Genomic DNA, 18,930 nt, shown 5'->3' with positions numbered 1-18,930 from the left:
CCCTTTCACGCCGATAAAGCCAAGGTGAGCCCGCATTCCGGCATTTACAAAAACCCCCGCTGGTACGACATCGCCTTCGACATCCGCGACGTCCGAAAGGACTGCGATTTTCTGGCCGCCTGCGTCCGGAAATTTTCCGGAAGGAAACTCGGCTCCGTGGTGGAAGTGGCGGCCGGCCCCGCCTCCCACGCCGTCGAATTCGGCCGCCGGGGTCTGGCCGTCTATGCCCTGGACAAATCCCCGGAAATGCTGGCATATGCCCGGCGGAAAGCAAAGGAGAGCGGAAGCCGGGTGCATTTTTTGAAAAAGGATATGCGCCGTTTTCGCCTTCCCCAAAAAGTGGATCTGGCGATTTCGATGATGGATTCCTTGACCTATTTGTTGACCGACGAGGAAATCCTGACCCACCTGAAGACGGTGGCCGCCAATTTGAAACCAAGGGGGCTTTTTGTCCTGGAGCTTTTGCATCCACGCGATTTTTTCACCGAAAAAATCTCCTTCGGCCCCCGCTGGAAAGTCAGCAGAAACGGGGTTAAAGTCACCGTCAACTGGGGCGGCTTTACCGACCGGGAATTGGACCCCCTTTCACAGGTGGTGCGGATGAAAGCCGAGCTGACCGTCCGGGAAAACGGAAAAATCCACCGTTTGCGCTCGGTGGCCCCGGAACGGATGCTCACGCTTTCGGAATTGAAACTATTGGTGCGGCTCTCCGGCGTCTTCAAGATTGCCGCTCTTTTAGGGGACTTGAACTTTGGGCGGAAGCTGGACAACTCCCGCCGCTCCTCCCAGATGGTGGCAGTTTTGAAGAAAGTCTAACGATTTTGTTGCAGGGGCGAACCCTGTTTTGCCTGCAGCAACCGTCTTTCCCGTTTCAACCGGTAAATCGCCCTATTATGCTGGTCAAGGGTCTCCGAAAAAATATGCCCGCCGTCGCCGTTGGCCACGAAATAGAGGTATTTGGTGGAGGCCGGCGCCAAGGCGGCGGCCAGGGCGGCCTTCCCCACGTTACAAATCGGCCCCGGAGGCAGCCCCCGATTGACATAGGTATTGTAGGGAGATTTGAACTTCAAATCCTCCCGCGACAAAAGCCGCCGGGTTTCTCCCATCGCATATATGACGGTCGGGTCGCACTGCAATGGATACCCCAGTTTCAGCCGCCGGTGAAAAACTTGGGAGACCAGAACCCGCTCCGAGTCGACCCCCGTTTCGGCCTCAATCAGCGAGGCCATCGTGACGATTTTGACGATGTCGAGGGTGTCGCGGCGGGGAAAATCGGCCGTCACCTCCTTCCAGGTGGCCGTAAAACCGGCATACATTTTTTCGATGACCTCTTCGGGCGGAACCTTCCAGTAAAACTCGTAGGAAGAGGGGAACAAATATCCCTCCATCGAGGTCGCCGTCACCCCCTGCGAGCGCACAAATTCCCGGCTTTTGCAATAGGCCACGAAAAGGGCCGAATCCACTCCCAACGAACTCTGCACCAATCCTCCGATTTTCTTTACCGTCGCCCCCTCCGGCACAAAAAGCGTAACCACCCCCGCCTTGGGGGAGGCCATATGTTTCATAACACCGTAGAGCGATATCCCGGAGATGAAGGAATAGGCCCCCACCTTGATTTTTTTGTCCGTTCCGGAAAGCCGCGCCAGCCGGCGGAAGGCCGCCGCACTTTTAATGACTCCGGCTTCCTTCAAACGGGCGGCCACCGCCCGGGCTCCCTCCCCCTGGCGCACTTCGATGGTCTTTTTTGGGCCCTCCCAGCGGACCGGCCCGAACACCACGTGTAGGGCGGCAATCAAAAGGATTAAAACCAGCCCCCCGGTCAAAAATAAGATTTGCTTCAGTTCTTTTTTCACGCCCGTGACTTCCGGTCGAGATACTCCTGCAGAAGCAATGCCGCCGCCATCGTGTCGATATCCTGTTTGTTCTTCCCCTTCTTTTTACCCATTATGTGCAGCGAGCGGATGGCCCGTTCGGAGGAGAACCGTTCATCCACCAGCACCACATCCAATCCCTCCTTTTTCAATAGTTCGGCCAGTTTTTCCACTTCCAAAGCCATCTCCCCCACCGTGCCGTCCTGCTTTAAGGGGTAACCCAACACCACCCTGGATATTTCCCTCCCTTTCACCGCTTCCAGAATTATTTCCACGGTATTATGCAAGCCGGTCACCTTCTCCGTCCCCAAAGGATGGGCCATCCCCAAGGGGTCGGAAATCGCCAGCCCGATTTTCCTCCGGCCAAAATCGACACCCAAAATCCGCACGGGCGGGAATATACCCGCCTAAATCCGGCCGCAAAACTCTTTCTTACCGCCTGTCGGCTTCCGCACGCTGGAGCCCCGCAGTTTGACTTGCCTGCTGGCGTTGAAACTTGAATTTGTATGGGGTTTTGAATCACTCAAGCAAAGCGTAACCCGCTTAACCCGTTTTGGATATGGGATTTTTTTGAAAAAACGCTGGACAAATCGGGAATGTGACTATATTTTCGCCCCTCTTGTTGACTCTTTCCCCAAAGGAGGGATGCAACGGGAAAGAAACTGAGGGGCAAAAAAGAACCGGTAACGTAAACAGGTAAACAAAAACAGTAAGGAGGGTAACACAATGAAAAAGATTCTTGTCGTAGGGGTGGCCTTGGCTTTGGTGGCGTTGTTGGCCGCCGGGCTTTCCGCCGCCGAGCGGAAAGGGATGATTGGGGTGGGAGTGGGGGGCGGCCTGCTTTTGCCGATGGGGGATTTTGGCGATGGCTTCAAAATGGGCTGGAGAGCCGGCGCGGGGGTGGGGTATTTCGTGACCAACGACATTATGGTAGGTGCTACGGGCGCCTATTCAGAAAACAAAGTGGATGACACCACATTAGCCCCTGCGGATAGTAAATTCAAAATCTTTCACTATGGCGCGTTCGGCAAATACATGTTTAAGATGCAGAATGAAAAAGTCGCCCCCTATGTGAAGGCGGGAGTGGGATTCTATAATGGAAAAGCCTCGGCCCCCGGCGGTTCCAGCGCCAGTGAAACCGACTTGGGGATAAACGGCGGCGCGGGGGTCGGTTTCAAGGTTTCCCCCACCGCCGCGGTTTTCGTGGAGGGGGCCTATCACAACGTTTTCTCCGACCCGGATTCATATAACTTCATCACGGCCACTGCCGGCGTCGCCTTTATGTTCGGCGGCTCGTCTTCCGGAGGCACCACCGAGTAACCGGTCTTTTTTCAGAAACCCCGCCCTCCGAGGCGGGGTTTTTTTATGCCTCTTTGAATACCCCCTCCCAAAGCCCCTTTCGGGGGGCTTAAGTTTTTATACGGCCTGCCGATAATTAAAAAGGCCGGCGGCCCATACGGGTTCCGGCGAATAAAAGGGCAGGAATGGGGGGTAAAACTCCCATTTAAACAAGAAAAAAAAGAAACAGGTACTGAAAGGAGGGTAACGCAATGAAGAAACTTCTTGTCTTGGGCGTGACCTTGGCTTTGGTGGCCTTTTTGGCCGTCGGCCTGTCCGCCACGGAGCGGAAGGGGATGTTCGGGGCGGACCTGGGTGGGGTGTTGACGATGCCGATGGGTGATTTCGGCGATGCGTTCAAAATGGGCTGGAGAGCCGGCGCCAACGTGGGTTATTTCGTGACCGACCAGATTCAGGTCGGCGCCACCGGTGCCTATTCCCAGAACAAAGTGGACGACACGACCGGTGTCGGCGATGCCAAGTTCAACATCTGGCAGTTCGGCGCGTTCGGCAAGTATATGTTCAAAATGCAGAACCCGACGATTGCCCCGTACGTCCGTGCCGGCTTGGGTTTCTACAACGGCAAAACCTCGGTTTCCGGCGGCACCAGCGCCAGCGAAACCGATTTGGGGATGAACCTCGGGCTGGGCGCGAGCTTTGCGGTCTCGCCGACCGCTTCGGTCTTCGTGGAAGGTGCCTACCACAACATCTTCTCCGATCCGAGCTCCATTAACTACATTGCGGCCAATGCCGGTTTGTCCTTGATGTTCGGCAAGCCGACCACCAGCAACAGCACGAACCGCTAAAGAGACGAAAAACCAAAACCCCCCGCAATTTCGGCGGGGGGTTTTTTTATTACCGTAGAACGCGCTTAATCCGGAACAAATATGAGAGTCCGGCCTCTTATCAAGCAGAAGGGGTTAACTGACGGGAATCACCAAGGTTCGCCGGACCCCTTGGCGGTCAATGACCAGTTTCAAAGTCTCCCCTTTTTTCTTTCCCAGCCAGGCCAAATAGGCGCGGGAACGGTTGTAGTTGGTCGGAAAACCATCCACGGAAATAATCTTATCCCCCTTTCGCAGACCAGCGGCAAACGCCGCCCCCTTTCCACCAATGGCCGCCACGCGTACCTCCTCTTGCAAGAACATCTCCCTGATGTTCTCCACCCCAAGATCAAAGGCCGGCTTCCGTTCATAGGGGGAGGGGCGCAGGGGGAGCTTGGCCAGACGCAGAATTTGGGTGTCTTGAACCATCCGCCCTAACACGGCGGTAAACTCGCTCATTTTAAAGGAGTACTTCTTCCCCCGATCAGTAACCGAATCCAAAATCTCCCCAATCGTTCCGGCCAGTCCCCGGTCCACCATCCGGCTCAAAAGCAAAAGGTGAGTGGAATCCCCTTCCGTCAAAATCTCCGCCCAACGCCGCCCGGCGCCGGCAGACACAAGCTCGCGCGGGAGTTTCCCCGCCTGCTTGAAAAAGTTCTGGGTTAAAAGATAGCGGTGGGCGAAAAGCTCCCAGTCCAAGGGGGCGTCGGCGCAGGGGAATAAAACGCGGGCCAAGGGCCCCCCCCAGGAAAGAAAAACCGATGAATCCATCAGGTCCGGATGGGTTCGCAGAAAAACCCGCCCAAAAGGGTCGTAGGCGGAAGGGGCCGGATACCGGTCTGAAAGCTGAAAGTCCACGTTGCCGTGCACGCGCAGCCCGATCGAACGTTCCAAACCGGTGAAAAGACTTTGCAAACCGGCCAGAAGCGCGATCCGGTCGGTGAGGGGAACATCCCACAGGGAATCCTCCTCCCAGCGCGCCGGGTACCACACCTGCCCGTATGGATAAACCAGAGCCACCACCGTGGTCGTATCATGGGGCGAGCGTTCGTATTCCACCAGTTCCTGCGACCAGGTGCTGGAGTTCTTTTGAAACTTTCCCCGGTTCAACTGCCACCCCCAGAAGGAATGGCGCTGGGCCACGTAATAATCGTAATCCCCCGGCCAGTCCGCCAGCGAGGGCTGGGCCCACGTTTCGCTGCCGACCAGCAAATAGACGTAGCGGTCGTTGGCCAACGGGTTGGGAAAAATGGCGGAAAGGGTCAAATCCTCCCCCTGATACAGCTTGCGCCCGCTGATGTTGAAACGGCTGTCCCGCAGTATAAAGGGAAATACGTGCCGCCATTCTCCCAAAAAGGTGTTGCTCTTGGGGGTGCCCATTAACACCAGCGAACGGCGGCCGAAAAGTGCCATGGGAAAAGACGTGTCGGCATACACTTGAACGATCCGCGAAGGATCTTTCTGTTTCAGGTAATCGGCGTTGCGGTGAGCCAAGAGTTCCAGTTTTTTGACCACGGCGGGCAAAAGCCCCCGCGTGCCGAAAACGACGGCCGTGGTGTCCCCCGGCCGGGGGGTGTAAAAGTCACTTATGGGGCCGGGCAGGATGGCAAAACTGGAGCCGGCTCCCAGAATCAAAACAAGAAAAGTCAATAATAACCGTTTCAAGAGCGAACCTCCTTCTTTATCGTGGTTTCATCGCCGCCTGCAAAAAGCGTCTTGCGGCGGCATTCTTCAATTATCTTCAAAATAAAGGTATGCAATCGGCCGTTGGAAGCAACCACGTTGGGAGTGGAAAGCCCCAACTCCTCTCCTTCAAAATCGGAAAGCTTTCCCCCCGCTTCGGCAACCAAAAGGACGGCGGCGGCAATATCCCAGGGATAAAGTTTCAGCTCCCAAAAACCGTCAAACCGTCCCGCCGCCGTCCAGGCAATGTCCAGGGCCGCCGCTCCCATCCGGCGGATGGCCCGCACGCGGGTGGCAAAGGCGGCAAAATAATCCAGGTTATTTTCACGGCTCCGGCGCAAATCATATGGAAAGCCGGTGGATAGAAGAGCCGAGTTGGGGTCCGCCGTGCGGGACACGGTCATACGTTTATTGTTCAAAAAAGCCCCCTTCCCCTTCACCGCCCAGAAAAGCTCGTTCAAAGCCGGGTGATATACCACCCCCAAAACCGGCTTCTCTTTTTCCCAGAGGGCGATGGATACGGCATATATCGGCAGCCCGTGGGCGAAATTGGTCGTTCCGTCCAAAGGATCCACCACCCACACGGCATCGGAGCCCGCCCGTCCGGCGCTCTTCCCGGTTTCTTCCGCCAGCAAATCAAACCCCGGAAAACCTTTCTTCAGCCGGGTGGCAATCAGCGCTTCCGCTTTTTGGTCCGCCGACGTGACCAGGTTGATCTCGCCTTTTAGCTCGATGGAAAACCCCTTCTTCTGGGTTTTGAGCAGAAAAGCTCCCGCTTCGACGGCGGCTTTCTGGGCGGCTACGAGTGCCCGGTTGACCAGTTCGTTCTGTATATGTCCTCCCTAAGCCGGGGTTTTTACTTGGTTTGCTGCATTCTTGTATTGCAGCAAATAGAGGCGGTAATAAATTCCTCTTTGCGCCAAAAGTTCGGCATGAGTCCCGGTTTCCCGAATTTCTCCTTTGTGCAAAACGATGATCCGGTCCGACTTCTCCACGGTCGAAAGCCGGTGGGCAATCACGAGCGAGGTTCGTCCGGCCAAAAGCTTGTCCAAAGCGTCCCGGATTAAAAGCTCAGTTTCTGTGTCCACAGAGGAGGTCGCCTCGTCCAGAATCAAGATTTTCGGGTCGAAGGCCAAAGCCCGGGCAAAGGACAAAAGCTGTTTCTGGCCGACCGAAAACGTCGAACCCCGCTCCTCCACCATGGCGCCGTACCCTCCCGGCAGTCGTTGAACGAACCGCTCCAAGTTGACCCGGCGGGCCGCCTCCGCCAGTTTTTCATCGCTTATGGAAGCGGCGCCCAGTCGGATATTATACGCAATATCCCCGGAAAAAAGAAAAACATCCTGCAAAACCAGCCCGATGGCGCGCCGGATGGACTGGATGTCAAGCTCCTTCAACTCCACCCCGTCCAGATAGATTTTCCCTTTCTGGTAATCGTAAAAGCGGGTCAAAAGCCCGACAAGTGAGGTTTTTCCCGCGCCGGTGGCGCCGACGATCGCCACCTTCTCTCCCGGGCGGATGGTCAGATTGATATCCTTCAAAACCCATTCCCCCGGGCGGTAGGCAAAGTGGACGCTCTCGAACCGAATTTCCCCTCGCACGTTTTCGATTTTGCGGGCGCCGGGCCGGGTGTCAAACTCCGGCGGCGTGTCCAACAGTTTGAAAAGCCGCTCGCTGGAAGCCATCGCCGACTGCAGGATGTTGTATTTCTCCGCCAAATCCCGTATCGGCTGGTAGAACCGGTCCACGTACTGCACGAAGGCCGCAATGGTGCCGAAGGTCAAAGCCCCCGTCAAAACCTCGCCTCCGCCGTACCAGATGATCAACGCCAGTGAAACGGCGCCGATTACTTCCACCACCGGAAAGAAAACGGCGTGGTACAAAACCGATTTCAAGTGGGCGTCCCGCAGCCCGGCGGAAAGACCGTCAAACCGCTCCCGCGAGCGCGCCCCCTGGGAAAAAAGCTTCACCACCGTCATCCCCCCGATATGCTCGGACAAATAGGCGTTTATTTTGGCGATCCCCAGCCGCACTTGGCGGTACGATTCCCGGGCCTTTTTGCGGAAAACCATTGTGGCGTAAATGAGAAAAGGCAGAACGGTGAAAGTCACCAGCGAAAGCTCGACGTCGAGATAGAGCATATAGGCGACGATCCCGATCAGGGTGAACAGATCCCCAAAAATCGCCACCACGCCGGAACTGAAAAGCTCCCCCAGAACGGAAACGTCCGAGGTCACCCGGGTCAAAAGCCGCCCGACGGGGTTTTTATCGTAAAAGGAGAGCGAAAGCTTCTGCAGATGGGAAAAAACCGCCTGCCGCAGGTCGAAAACCGCCTGCTGCCCCATCCATTGCACAAGATAGGTTTGGGCATAGCGCACGGCAAAGTCGGCCACCAGAACCAAAACCACCCACCCCATTAAAACCTTGAGCCGGCCGGAATCCCCTAGGGCAATGCCGGAGTCGATTGCCTCCTTGATCAAGTACGGGATGCTCAAGGTCAAAAAGGTGGAGGAAAGGAGAAGCGCAACCCCGCAAACCACGGCCCAGCGGTACGGCTTCAAATAGCGCAAAAGCCGGCGCAGAAGCGCCCCGTCGTACGCCTTCCCCAAAATATCGTCGTCGTGGAAACCGGCGGCTTCGCTCATCAGATTTTTTCCAGTTCCTCCTCCAAAAGCTGTTTTAAATGCAGCTCGGCGTAGTACCCCCCTCGGGCCAGAAGCTCCTCGTGCGTCCCCTGCTCCGCAATTTCCCCCTCCTCCAGAACGACGATGAAATCGGCATCCTTGACCGTGGAGATCCGGTGGGAAATCAAAATAACCGTCCGCCCCTGCCGCACCCCCAGAAGGCCGGAAAGGATCCGCTCCTCCGTTTCGGTATCCACGGAGGAAAAAGCGTCGTCCAGAATCAAAATCTTGGGATCGACGGCCAAGGCCCGCGCCAGGGTGGCCCGCTGTTTCTGCCCGCCGGAGAGGGTGATCCCCCGCTCTCCCACCATCGTTTGATACTGTTGCGGAAAATCCAGAACATCCTTTTCCAGCCCGGCCAAGCGGGAGACACGCTCGATTTTTTCCGGCTCGACGGCGGGAAGCCCGAAGGCGAGGTTTTCGCCGATGGTGGCGGAAAACAGAAACGGCTCCTGCGGCACGAACCCCACCAGCTCCCGCAGCCGGTCGGTGGGATACAAATTAACGTCGGTGCCGTCGATGAAAAGCTTTCCGTCCTTGACCGGATAGATTTTCGAAATCAGGCTGACCAGCGTGGACTTCCCGGCACCGGTCCGGCCGACCAGGGCCACGGTTTTGCCGGCCGGTACGGTCAAGCTGATGTTTTTCAAAACGAGGTGGTTGTCCCCCCCGTAGCCGAAGCTCAAGTTGCGGAACTCTATCTCCCCGCGAAATTCCCGCTCCTCTACATTAATGCCGCCGCCGGCCGGCTCCTCTTCAGCCGAAAATATTTCCTCCAAACGGGCCAGCGAAGCCTTCCCCTGCTGGTAGAGCCCCACCACCCAACCGAGCGCGATCGCCGGCCAGGTCAAATTGAGCAAATACAAAAGAAAGGCCAAAAGGCCTCCCAAGGTCATTTTGCCGGCAATCACCTCCTGCCCGCCGACCCAGACAACCAGAAGCAGCGAGCCCCCCGCCAGAAAATAGAGCACCGGATAAAACAGGGCCTGCACCCGCACCATCCCCATCGTCCGCGCCACCAGCTCCCGCGAAATTTTTTCAAAGGAGCGGACTTCATTCTCCTCCTGGGCGTAGGCCCGCACCACCCGCACGCCGGAAAGGTTTTCCTGAACCTTGCTGGACAATAGGGCGTACTGCTCCTGAATGCGGGAAAATTTTTGGTGGACGCTTTTTCCCAGTTTGAAAACGGCCAGCGAAACAAACGGTACGGGCAGAAGGGTGAGAAGCGAAAGCCTGGGGCTCAAGGCCAGCATAAAGGCAAAGCTCCCCACCAGCGTCAAAACGGTGTTGGCCGCCTGCATGATGCCGGGGCCGATCATGTTCCGCACGGCCTCCAGGTCGGCGTTCGCCCGGGAGATGATTTCCCCCGTTTTGAAATGGTTGTAAAAACTTTTCGGCAGCCGCAGGAGTTTGGCGAAGTAATCGTTGCGCAATTCACATTCCACCCGCCGGGAGGCCACGATGATGGTCTGGCGCATCCGGTAGCGGAAATACCCCTGCACGACCGTGGTAAAAACGATCCAAAAGCCGTACAAAAAAAGCATCCCGACGGTCGTTCCTGCTTTGATTTCATCCACCGCCAGCTTGACGAACCAAGGGGGGAGCAGTGTGAAGAAATTGGTCAAAAAAACCGCCAAAAGCCCCCTGTACAGCGTTTTTTTATGTTTGGAAAGGTATCCTTTTAACCGCGCAAATCCATCCACGCAAACTCCCGGCCGAAGAATATAATCCGTCCCCCCGATTTATCCAACAAAGTCTAAATCAAAAGCCCCACACCCCCCCTGCGGGCCAGGGCCTCGGAATCTTTCACAAATTCAATTTCTGTACCGGTTGCGGCTGCCAAACATATCAGCTCGTTTTCAAGCGACGAAAGTTGCGTCCCTCCCCCGCAATCAGGGCAGGACTCGGGCTTGACCGCCACAGCCGAGCAGCGTCCGCAGATGGGCGCTGTTAGATGAAAGGCTTCGTCCAGAACAAGGACCGCGCCGCGCACGGACTGGCGCAGGGCAAGGAGGACAGGAACGGCACCGAAGGTGGTTTTCCTCCGGCCGGAGGATAAAAGCTCCTCCACCCGCTGGTGGGAAGCTTCCCGTTCCCGTTGGCGGAAGACCCGTATCCCCAGCGCCAACTTTTTGGCGGGTGAAAGTTTGGCGTCAATCGGAGCAAGAACGACCCCTATCCGGCTGTTTTGTTCAAGAATTTTCTCTTTTATCGGAGGACCCGCGACCGAATCGGCCCCCAGAATGACGGAGCGGATGCCGTGGGATTTCGCCCAGCCAGCTGTTTTTTCCGCCAATACCCTGAAAAATTTTTCCTCATGCACTTTCAGGTGCTCCTCCACCCGTTTGGTAAAGGTGGTATGAATGTTTCCCGTCCGGCGGTCAAACGCTCCCCTTTTTTCCCGCCGAGTTTCCTGTGGAAGGGGGGCCTCTTTTTCCCAACGTTCGGTAACCTGCCCCGCCTCCACCCGGAAAAGCTCCCCCTTCTGCAAACCGGCCACCAGAAGGAGGAAGTTCTCCAACCGATCCAGCAAAAGCGCCACAGGATACAGGTGGGGACGAAAACCCCGCACAAACGAGTGGGGGATCTGCAGCTCCGCTTCCGGCGACAGATTCCAGAAAAATTTTTCCAGAAAATCCTCCCGGGCCGAACTGAAAACGGCCAGTTGATTGGCCCCTTTTCGCCGGGCTTCCTCCGCCGCAGCTTCAATCCGGCGCAGGTCCGCCGCCACGGCTTTCGCTTCCGCCGTGCGCGCAGCCGCTAATTTTTCCAGGCCTGCCAGCGCCTTTTTCAAGAAGACCAACCCCGGCCGGCGCGTGCGGCGGGGGCGCATATCCACAAAAACGCTGGTGACCGGGTATTCCGTAAAACGGCGGACCGCCAGACCTGCTATCTGATTCAACAAACACGCCTCCGTATCCGGGCCGGAATCCGCCATCGGTCCGGCCCATGCCCAAATTCTACCGGCCCCTAAATTTCATTTCGCGGCGCCACCGCCCGGGGATGAGTTTCGTAGTTCCCGGTAGGTTTTCAATTGCGCTTCGGTCAAAATCGCGCGGGCGCTGACGCAAATGGAAAGAAGGTTGAACCGGAGCCGCCAGCGCAGAAGCCCGATGTTTTCCACCCGGTTGGCCAAAGCCATCGGGTCGGTTTCTCCTTTGCGGAAAAAATCATCCAGAAGCCTTTCGTTGGCGATGATTTTTTTGCCGTAGAGGGCCGTCTCTCTTCCAATCCGGTTGGCCATTGGCCGGAGCTTTTTCAACTGCTCATCGGTCAATTCCAGCTGAATCTGCCACTCCACAACCCGCCGGGGATCGGGATAACCGTAAGTCTCCGCCGGCAAGAGTTCGTTATAGGGCTTGGAGGATTGATAGCTCTCCACTTCGGCCGCGCTCATCCCGCTTGGAACCTCGCCGACCGGTTGGGAATAGGCGGCGTGAGAAAAGAATAGACTGGCCAAAGCACTCAGCTTCCATACGTTACAAATTTTCATCTTCCACCTCTTTTGCTTTTGCTCATTGTTGAATCGATGCGCTCGACAAGCTTTGCCCCCTAAAAATTTTTACTCCGACTTGAAGCTGATAATCCTCCAGCCGTCGGCTTTCTTTGCCAGCCGGAAGCGGGTGAAATACTGCTTGTCCGTCTCCTGGTCGATAAAGGAGACCTCCACGCCAGCCGTGTCTCCCCGCCGTTCTGTCCGTCCCACGATGATTTTCTTGGACAGCCACAACCCCTTCAGATTCCCCCCCGTCAGCTCCAAAAGAACCCGGTTGCGCCGGGCCTCAAACGGCTGTCCCGGAAAAAGGGAATCCAGTTCCGGTGCGCCCGAGCGGCCCAGAAAAACGGAAGAGTCCAGAACGGCCGCCATCCGGTTGGCATCCCCTTGGGTCATTGCGTCAAAGAACGTGTAAACGGCCCGGTCCGGGACCACCCCGGTGCAGGCCGCCGCAAAAAGAAAAAAAACGAACAATCCGCGCAAGGGAAAAGTTCCAAAGTCAAAACCGATAGGCGCCCGAAAATCGGTGAGCCGAACCCAAGGTTGAATAAGGTAAAAACGCATAGTCCACCTGAAATTTCTGCACGACGACCCCCACTCCGCCGGAAAATCCGGCCAGATTATCCTTGCCGGACTCCAGCCCGGCTTTGTAGTTCCTGCCGAAACTGGAATAACCGGCCCGCACAAACACGGGGTTTAAATTCAGATATTCAAGACCGCCGGAGATGAAAAGATCGTTGTCCGTGGGAAAGCCGACGTCCAAACTGACATTCATCGGCAGCCCCACCGGATGGATCGAGCCGCCCAGTTTCACCACGGTGGGCAAATTCTCCCGGGGGGCTTCCCAGAAACTGGAAATCTGAAAACCGAGATGCTGCACCACGAGCCCGACTCGTCCCCGTTCGCTGGGAAAATGGTACAAAACCCCCAAATCGAAGGCCAGGGCGCTTGAGGAATAGTCCTGCAGCTTTTCGTAAATGATTTTGCCCGTGACCCCGAGCGAAAACCCTTTTGGAAGCCGACGGGCATAGGAAAGCTGAAAAGCCAAATCGCCGGGGGTGAAATTGCCGATGAAGTTGCCGGCGGAATCCAGCCCCACAAACTCGCCGTAGTTGAAGTAGTTCAGGGCCGCGCCGGCCGTCTGGTTTTCCCCCAAGGGGTGCAGAAAACCCAGATAGCCGGAATTGACGTCGCCAAAATAGTTCACGTAGCTGGCGGCGAACGCCTTGGTGCGGATGCTGGCGACTCCGGCCGGGTTGTAGTACAGGGCCGACTCGTCGTCGGCCAGCCCGGTGAAGGCCCCTCCCATCGCCAACGGCCGCGCGCCGATGCCGTTTTTAAGAAACGGGTAAACCTTGGTGCCTACGTTTTCGTTGTTGGAGGCGCCGCGCGCCGAACCGGACAGAAACAGGGGGAGAAGGATGCTGACCAGAAGTTTTTTCATTTTATCGCTCCGTTTTTTTACCCCTACAATATAACCCCGAAAATCCCCCTGACAACTCAAATTCCTACCACCCCCGCACGGTCCGGTTGACGATATCCTCCGCCAGCTTGGAGACCGCCCGGGCCTTGCCGTCCTCCTCCGTTTCCAGGCCCGCGTCGTAGATGCCGAACCCCAGAAGTTCTTTTTCCTCCCAGACTATTTTTTTGTCCTTCTGGTTGGTCACCGAAACGTCCGCCCAGATGTTCACCACGTACTGCTTCACCTGCTGGTTCGCGTCAAAAGTGTGGGCCGTCCGTTCGTAGCGGATGATGGTGCCGGCCAAAACAAGCTCGGCCGATGCCATCGGCGTAACCTTCAGGATGTTGTCACGCAGAAAGCGGGAAGAGACCGAATCGGTGAGCGCTTCCCGCACCCCGAATTGCGTGGTCTGGTTTTCAAAAAGCGGCACGGCAACGGTTTTGGCCCCCGTTCCGCCCGGATTGAAGGAGTACGGCCCGCAGGAAAAAGCAAGCGCCAAACCAACGGCGGCGGAAAAAACGGAAAATCTGCGGGCTATCCTTGCCATACCACCTTTCCTCCTTTTACCACCGAGCGGGTCAAACGGACGCCCGAGTAGTAGGAAAGTTCCCGGTAATCCTCGGCCTCCCAGAGAACCAAATCGGCCGGCTTTCCGGGAGCCAAAAGTCCCGCCCCGTCTCCTTTTCCGAGCGCGTATGCCGCGTTACGGGTGACGGCCAAAAGCGCCTGCGCGGCCGAAAAACCCCATTCCACACAGGCCAGCATCATTGTGAAGGTCAAGGAGTAATTGGGGGAGGTGCCGGGGTTGAAATCGGTGGCCAGGGCCAGCGGGACTTTGGTCGCTAAAAGTTTTTTCACCGGCGGCGCTTTACGGGCACGTAAATAAAAAGAAGCCGATGGAAGCAAGACGGCAATCGTGCCCGACTTTTTCAAGGCCGCTATCCCTGAATACGAGATGAATTCCAGATGGTCGGCGGAGACCGCCCCCACCTCGGCGGCCAGTTTTGCCCCGTTGGAATTGGAGAGCTGGTCGGCATGCAGCTTGGGCCGAAGCCCCAGTTTCCTTCCGGCCAAAAGAATTTCCTTCCCCTCCCCATAGTTGAAGGCTATTTTCTCCACAAAAACATCGCAGAAATCCGCCAGCTTCCGCTTCGCCACTTCCGGCAAGAGCCGTTCAATCAGGAGCCGGACATATCCCTTTCTCCTGCTCTTGAATTCCGGCGGAATGGTATGCGCCCCCAAAAAAGTGGCCACTACCTCAATGGGCTGTCTTTCCCGGACGCGGCGGATGACTTCCAGCTGTTTCAATTCATCTTCAAAGGAAAGCCCGTATCCCGATTTTGCCTCCAGCGTGGTGGTCCCTTCGGCCAAGAACCGGGACAAACGCAGTAGTAGCAATCTCTCCAACTCCGCCTCCGTAGCCGCCCGCGTCTCCCGGACGGTGGAAAAAATCCCCCCCCCTTTTTTGGCAATCGTTTCGTAGGAAACCCCTTGATTGCGCAGTTCGAATTCCTCTTTGCGGTCCCCAGCGAAAACCGGATGGGTGTGGCAATCGACCAAGCCCGGGGTGACCAGCCCCCTGTTTGCGTCCAAATGCTCGTAATCGTTCAAGTTAAGGCGCCCCGCCAGTTCGTCTTTGTCGCCAATGTCCAGGATTTTCCCGTTTTGAACGGCTATCGCAACCCCCTTTTTCAATCCCAACGCCTTTTCGAAGGCCCCTACAACCGGCCCCACTTTTCCACCTGCGCAGGTAGCCAGCTGTCCGATATTATCGATCAAAATTTTTCTGTCAGCCATTCAAGTCAATATAGAGATTTGAAAAAGAAACCAAAAGTCGTTCTCATTCTCGGGATCAGGAATCGTTCTCGTAAGGCTTTGGTGCTGAAGTGGAAAAACGCCGGTCAAGAATCTTTTTGGGCCAGGGCCCGTCTCGATTTTTTGGAAATCTCCGCCAGTTCGTCCAGCCGGGATTTAAGTTTTTTTCTGCTCTTTGAAGAAAGACGATTCTTTTTTGCCGCCTCGCATTCCAAAAGCGCATCCTGGTACCGGCCGGACTGGTAATAGGCCTTCGCCAGCCGGGCGCGGCAGTCCACAAAATTGTAGCCGCTCTGCGCCGGGTCGGACTCTAGCCGGCGGAGCAGTTCGGAAAATACCGCCGCGGCGCTGTCCCACAGTTGTCTTTCCTGATAGATGGTCCCCTTGGCCCATAGGGGGCTTTTGGCCTCCGGATAGGCGGCGGTCAGGGAATCTGCCAGCTTTTGCGCCCATTCATAATCCTTTTGATTGATCAAAGCCCACATAAGCGAGGCCGCCGCCGCCGGGCGGGAAAAGTATCCCCTTTCCTTGGCCCATATCAGCTGTTCGATCCCTTTTTTCCGCTCATCCGGAAAAAACGCGGAGATTAGAAACTTCCGCGTCCGCGCCGATTTCCAGAAATTGTAATTCCCCAGCCCGCTGTAGGCGTCGTACAAACTCGAATCCAGTTCCAAGGCCCGGTCAAAGTTCTTTTTGGCCTTCAGCCCGGCCGTAAGCCCGGATCCCCAGTATCCTCTTCGATGTTCGTAAATCGCCCGGTACCCCCAGATATTTCCCATCAATAAAAACAAATCCGGCCGCGCCCCCGGCTGTTTTGCCTTCTTCAGCTTCTTCAATTCCTTTTCCGCCAGCTGTTGGGCGATTGAAAGTTGAATGGAAAAAGCGGGGGAAAAGCTGTCCTGCTCGGCATCCATCATTTGGGCGGCCTTTTCCACCGCCCAGAAAAAATGCCCCCAAGGGTCCCCCGGATCGGACTTGACGAGGGCGCGGAACAGGCTGTCCGCTTCGGTGAAGCGTTCCGCGGCCACCAGTTCCAAACCGGCCAGAAACTGCCCCTCCCGCACGGTATCCGGAATGACTTTGGCGAAAGCGGCATCCGGGGAAATCCATATAGCGCCGACAAGGAGAAGGCCGGAAAACCAAAGCGAAATTCTTCTCACGCCCCGGGAATATACAACCGGCTCGAACCCCGCCCAAGTTTTTTCTGTATAAAGAGAAAAGATTAAACTCTTGGCCCGGACGGCTTGTCCAACGCTTGAAAGCAAAGGAGGAACGATGAACAGAACTCTTTGGTATGCGGCGCTCGGTCTTCTCTTGATGGTCGGGGCCTTCGGCTGCTCCGAAAACAGCGTCAGTTCCGACACCGACCAGTCGGCCATTCTGCGCATAATCGGCGAAACCCCTGAATACTCCAGCCCGGAAGTTCTCTCTCCCACAGACCAGACCCTTTCCAAGGTTGCCGTTGACACGGTCAAGCTTTGGTGGCGGCAGCTCGTAAGCCGCGGGCGGATTATCGGCTGGGGCGTCCGCCAACCGGCCGACTCGACCCATCCCTTTCCTTCCATTACTGTGACGTTGACCGACACCCTCCGGGGAATTCTGCACATCGTGGGGACCGACTCGACCGACACCACCCATCTGCAGAAACCCTTCACCGAAGTGGCCACCCGCAAGCTTTATTTTGAAAAGCGCAATCCCGACCGCTTCCGTCACCGGGGCTGGGTTCTGGCCGGCGTTTCCGCCGTCGAGCTGGTCTCTGTTCCCAACACGGCCAAAATCGATTCGGTTAAAATCCAGACCGCCTCGGTTGCCCAAACGGTCACGGCCGACAGCATTTTGGCCATCGTCTTGCGGCACGACATCATCGAATTGGCCAAGGGGGATTCCGTCAACCTGACGGTCTTCACCGGCGACCCCACCGATTCCGTCTTCCTGCACGCCCACGTGCAGATGGGAACACTCCCCAGTCACCGCCGCAAACGGTTTACGAACAACGGCGACGGCTCCTTTTCCGGCTGGATAAAAATCCCTTCCCACGCCGGCTTTTACGGCCGCTGGCACTTGGTGGTGGATGTTTTGAAGGGGCACGTCCTTTCCAGTAACGACTTGAACGACTACGACTCCCGCCAGTGGGGGCTTTTGTACCGGGTTGGGATTCCGGATTAAAAACGTCGCTTCAACAAAAAAGCCGCTCGAGGGTGGGCGGCTTTTTTGTTTGCGCGCGAACGGCTATTTGACCAGTTGCATCTTCTTAGTTTCCACAAAATCCGCGGCCTTGATTTGGTATAAGTAAATGCCGGATGAAACGGCCTGTCCCGTCTGGTCTTTTCCATCCCAAACCACTTGGTAATATCCGGCTCCTTTTTCCTCATTCACCAGCGTCCGAACCGCCTGTCCGAGCATATTGAAGATTTTCAACTCCACTTGGGCCGGTTCCGGAAGGGCATACTGAATGGTGGTTGTCGGGTTGAACGGGTTGGGATAATTCTGTCCCAATTCAAAGCTGACAGGCAAACTGGAAATGGCAACCACCCGTCCCTCGGGCGGCGGCCCGGAAAATTGCTGGCCGCCCGCATTGCAGGAATCGGGTGTGGCATAACCCGTCAGATAAGGCGTGCGGTCCACACTGCCCGAAAACCAACTGCTTGGCGGCGGGCTTGACGGCGGGTCCTGTGTCCACCAGTTCCCTTCTGCCTTTATAGTGCCTGTAGGGGAGGATGACTTTATCACTGCTTTGGCCCCGGAAGTGGCCGTGGTCATCAAAAAGTTGTTTCTCCCGCAATCCGGCGGATTGGGAACCGGCACAATCCCGCCCAGCCGGGTTTTGGCGCTTCGGCTGGAAACCGCGGCCTTGCTGAAATGCGTAAAAGTGGAATTGTACACCACCACCGTGGCCGTGTCCCCCCGGACGGCAAGGGCAGTATCTGCATAACTAAAACGGGCAAATTCAATGTTTGCGCGCCCCGGAAAAGGAACTATCATACCACCCCAGTCGCCATTTGCAGGTGTTGCCGAAGATGAAGTAAAAATGATGGAGTCTCCCACTGTCCCCACACAGCTCAAGGTTCCTTTGATAACTAACTCGCTCTTATTACCGCCGTCGCTTGTAAACTTGACGGTGGTGCCGGGCTGCAGGGTCAAGGTTACGGCGGAGTCCACGAGCAAATCGCCGGTAATCTGCACAATCCCTGGGCCCCATGTAGTATTTGTAGAAACCCGATTAGCGCTGGAGCCCTGCAGCCACTCAACACTCATATTTCCGCCAGTACCTTTTATCCCTTCAACCGCCACTTGCGTGGCTCGATTTTGCACCCACCCCAACCCGCCCACAAACTGATAAGCTCGCGTGGAAGGATTGGTGCTTTTGTTAAATTTCTGTTTGGTCAAATCATTCCAGAAAAAACCGCCGGAACCAACGCCACTTCGATCTCCTGTTCCCACAAAGAAACATTGCTGATCCAAGCTGTCGCTTCCCAAAGAATCGTTCGGATTATTGAGGTCCAATTGATTATTGCCTGATACACAATTGGTTGACGGATTAGTCACATTGTAAAGACCCCGGGGTGACTCGATATCCACGTTTTTATGCTCTTCACAAACTGGACAAAGCAGGCTATTATACTGCTCCCCATTAGTGACAGGGTAGGATGAATGGAGTAGATTGTGGCTGAATTCACAAGGAGGATTCAGCGATGCGGAAGCGGGTCTTTGATGGCAAGACCAAAGCGAAAGTAGTTTTGGAGGGGTTGCGGGGGCG

General features: G+C 56.2%; 18 protein-coding genes. 4 read left to right on the top strand and 14 right to left on the bottom strand.

From position 1 onward, the window contains the following. The first annotated feature begins 24 nt into the window (after nt 1–24). A complete protein-coding gene (locus VNL73_08280; protein ID HXF49403.1) occupies nt 25–816 on the top strand; it encodes a class I SAM-dependent methyltransferase in 792 nt (263 codons plus the stop codon). On the opposite strand, the gene mltG is transcribed toward VNL73_08280, so the two are convergent. Together mltG and ruvX are read right to left on the bottom strand one after the other, a co-directional pair. After that, entirely contained in the window at nt 813–1,853 is a 1,041-nt protein-coding gene (gene mltG, locus VNL73_08275; GenBank protein HXF49402.1) for an endolytic transglycosylase MltG, read from the bottom strand. The genes VNL73_08280 and mltG overlap by 4 nt on opposite strands. Next, complete coding sequence (gene ruvX, locus VNL73_08270) at nt 1,850–2,260, bottom strand: Holliday junction resolvase RuvX (protein ID HXF49401.1); 411 nt, start codon at nt 2,258–2,260, stop codon at nt 1,850–1,852. The genes mltG and ruvX overlap by 4 nt, the downstream gene beginning before the upstream one ends. 337 nt (nt 2,261–2,597) lie before the next feature. Between ruvX and VNL73_08265 the strand changes: the two genes are divergently transcribed. Together VNL73_08265 and VNL73_08260 are read left to right on the top strand one after the other, a co-directional pair. Next, nucleotides 2,598–3,191, top strand: coding sequence for a porin family protein (locus VNL73_08265; GenBank protein HXF49400.1), 594 nt, complete (start codon nt 2,598–2,600; stop codon nt 3,189–3,191). Between the two features lie 230 nt (nt 3,192–3,421). Beyond that, nucleotides 3,422–4,015: a porin family protein gene (locus VNL73_08260; GenBank protein HXF49399.1), complete on the top strand. Its 594-nt coding sequence runs from the start codon at nt 3,422–3,424 to the stop codon at nt 4,013–4,015. Between the two features lie 114 nt (nt 4,016–4,129). Here VNL73_08260 and VNL73_08255 read toward each other — a convergent pair whose 3' ends face one another. The 11 genes from VNL73_08255 to VNL73_08205 form a co-directional block, all read right to left on the bottom strand. Further along, nucleotides 4,130–5,698, bottom strand: a complete 1,569-nt coding sequence (locus VNL73_08255) for a PDZ domain-containing protein (GenBank protein ID HXF49398.1) — start codon at nt 5,696–5,698, stop codon at nt 4,130–4,132. Beyond that, nucleotides 5,695–6,537 carry an inositol monophosphatase family protein gene (locus VNL73_08250; protein HXF49397.1) on the bottom strand — a complete coding sequence of 281 codons (843 nt, stop codon included), beginning with the start codon at nt 6,535–6,537 and terminating at the stop codon, nt 5,695–5,697. Before VNL73_08250 ends, VNL73_08255 begins: the two co-directional genes overlap by 4 nt. A 21-nt stretch (nt 6,538–6,558) precedes the next feature. Next, a complete protein-coding gene (locus VNL73_08245; GenBank protein HXF49396.1) occupies nt 6,559–8,361 on the bottom strand; it encodes an ABC transporter ATP-binding protein in 1,803 nt (600 codons plus the stop codon). Continuing rightward, nucleotides 8,361–10,103 carry an ABC transporter ATP-binding protein gene (locus VNL73_08240; protein ID HXF49395.1) on the bottom strand — a complete coding sequence of 581 codons (1,743 nt, stop codon included), beginning with the start codon at nt 10,101–10,103 and terminating at the stop codon, nt 8,361–8,363. The genes VNL73_08245 and VNL73_08240 overlap by 1 nt, the downstream gene beginning before the upstream one ends. A 53-nt stretch (nt 10,104–10,156) precedes the next feature. Continuing rightward, entirely contained in the window at nt 10,157–11,338 is a 1,182-nt protein-coding gene (locus VNL73_08235; protein HXF49394.1) for a hypothetical protein, read from the bottom strand. A gap of 39 nt (nt 11,339–11,377) precedes the next feature. Then, nucleotides 11,378–11,893, bottom strand: a complete 516-nt coding sequence (locus VNL73_08230; protein HXF49393.1) for a hypothetical protein — start codon at nt 11,891–11,893, stop codon at nt 11,378–11,380. A gap of 69 nt (nt 11,894–11,962) precedes the next feature. Then, on the bottom strand, nt 11,963–12,370 hold the full coding sequence (locus VNL73_08225; protein HXF49392.1) for a hypothetical protein: 408 nt from the start codon (nt 12,368–12,370) through the stop codon (nt 11,963–11,965). Between the two features lie 25 nt (nt 12,371–12,395). Continuing rightward, nucleotides 12,396–13,340: a PorV/PorQ family protein gene (locus tag VNL73_08220; protein ID HXF49391.1), complete on the bottom strand. Its 945-nt coding sequence runs from the start codon at nt 13,338–13,340 to the stop codon at nt 12,396–12,398. 64 nt (nt 13,341–13,404) lie between these two features. Continuing rightward, nucleotides 13,405–13,905: an LptE family protein gene (locus VNL73_08215; protein ID HXF49390.1), complete on the bottom strand. Its 501-nt coding sequence runs from the start codon at nt 13,903–13,905 to the stop codon at nt 13,405–13,407. Continuing rightward, the gene (hutI, locus tag VNL73_08210; GenBank protein HXF49389.1) at nt 13,893–15,155 is read right to left on the bottom strand and encodes an imidazolonepropionase; all 1,263 of its coding nucleotides are present in this window, start codon (nt 15,153–15,155) and stop codon (nt 13,893–13,895) included. Before hutI ends, VNL73_08215 begins: the two co-directional genes overlap by 13 nt. A 104-nt stretch (nt 15,156–15,259) precedes the next feature. Next, nucleotides 15,260–16,333, bottom strand: coding sequence for a tetratricopeptide repeat protein (locus VNL73_08205; protein ID HXF49388.1), 1,074 nt, complete (start codon nt 16,331–16,333; stop codon nt 15,260–15,262). Nucleotides 16,334–16,448: 115 nt separating this feature from the next. Here VNL73_08205 and VNL73_08200 point away from each other — a divergent pair, with 115 nt between their 5' ends. After that, nucleotides 16,449–17,339 (top strand): hypothetical protein, encoded by an 891-nt coding sequence (locus VNL73_08200; protein ID HXF49387.1) that lies wholly within the window; start codon nt 16,449–16,451, stop codon nt 17,337–17,339. Nucleotides 17,340–17,402: 63 nt separating this feature from the next. On the opposite strand, the gene VNL73_08195 is transcribed toward VNL73_08200, so the two are convergent. Continuing rightward, nucleotides 17,403–18,428 carry a FlgD immunoglobulin-like domain containing protein gene (locus tag VNL73_08195; protein ID HXF49386.1) on the bottom strand — a complete coding sequence of 342 codons (1,026 nt, stop codon included), beginning with the start codon at nt 18,426–18,428 and terminating at the stop codon, nt 17,403–17,405. Nucleotides 18,429–18,930 lie beyond the last annotated feature (502 nt).

This window comes from Verrucomicrobiia bacterium, assembly GCA_035574275.1.
Lineage (GTDB): Bacteria > Zixibacteria > MSB-5A5 > DSPP01 > DSPP01 > DSPP01.
The sequence above is the reverse complement of the archived record's forward strand: the minus strand, read 5'-3'. Positions and strand labels throughout refer to the sequence as shown.

What these genes read in the sequence shown, in the direction of transcription:
- VNL73_08265 (HXF49400.1), top strand. Translation starts at nt 2,598, where the DNA reads ATGAAAAAGATTCTTGTCGTAGGGGTGGCCTTGGCTTTGGTGGCGTTG.
- VNL73_08260 (HXF49399.1), top strand. Translation starts at nt 3,422, where the DNA reads ATGAAGAAACTTCTTGTCTTGGGCGTGACCTTGGCTTTGGTGGCCTTT.
- VNL73_08245 (HXF49396.1), bottom strand. Translation starts at nt 8,361, where the DNA reads ATGAGCGAAGCCGCCGGTTTCCACGACGACGATATTTTGGGGAAGGCG.
- VNL73_08235 (HXF49394.1), bottom strand. Translation starts at nt 11,338, where the DNA reads ATGGCGGATTCCGGCCCGGATACGGAGGCGTGTTTGTTGAATCAGATA.
- VNL73_08230 (HXF49393.1), bottom strand. Translation starts at nt 11,893, where the DNA reads ATGAAAATTTGTAACGTATGGAAGCTGAGTGCTTTGGCCAGTCTATTC.
- VNL73_08220 (HXF49391.1), bottom strand. Translation starts at nt 13,340, where the DNA reads ATGAAAAAACTTCTGGTCAGCATCCTTCTCCCCCTGTTTCTGTCCGGT.
- VNL73_08215 (HXF49390.1), bottom strand. Translation starts at nt 13,905, where the DNA reads ATGGCAAGGATAGCCCGCAGATTTTCCGTTTTTTCCGCCGCCGTTGGT.
- hutI (HXF49389.1), bottom strand. Translation starts at nt 15,155, where the DNA reads ATGGCTGACAGAAAAATTTTGATCGATAATATCGGACAGCTGGCTACC.
- VNL73_08200 (HXF49387.1), top strand. Translation starts at nt 16,449, where the DNA reads ATGAACAGAACTCTTTGGTATGCGGCGCTCGGTCTTCTCTTGATGGTC.
- VNL73_08195 (HXF49386.1), bottom strand. Translation starts at nt 18,428, where the DNA reads ATGAGTGTTGAGTGGCTGCAGGGCTCCAGCGCTAATCGGGTTTCTACA.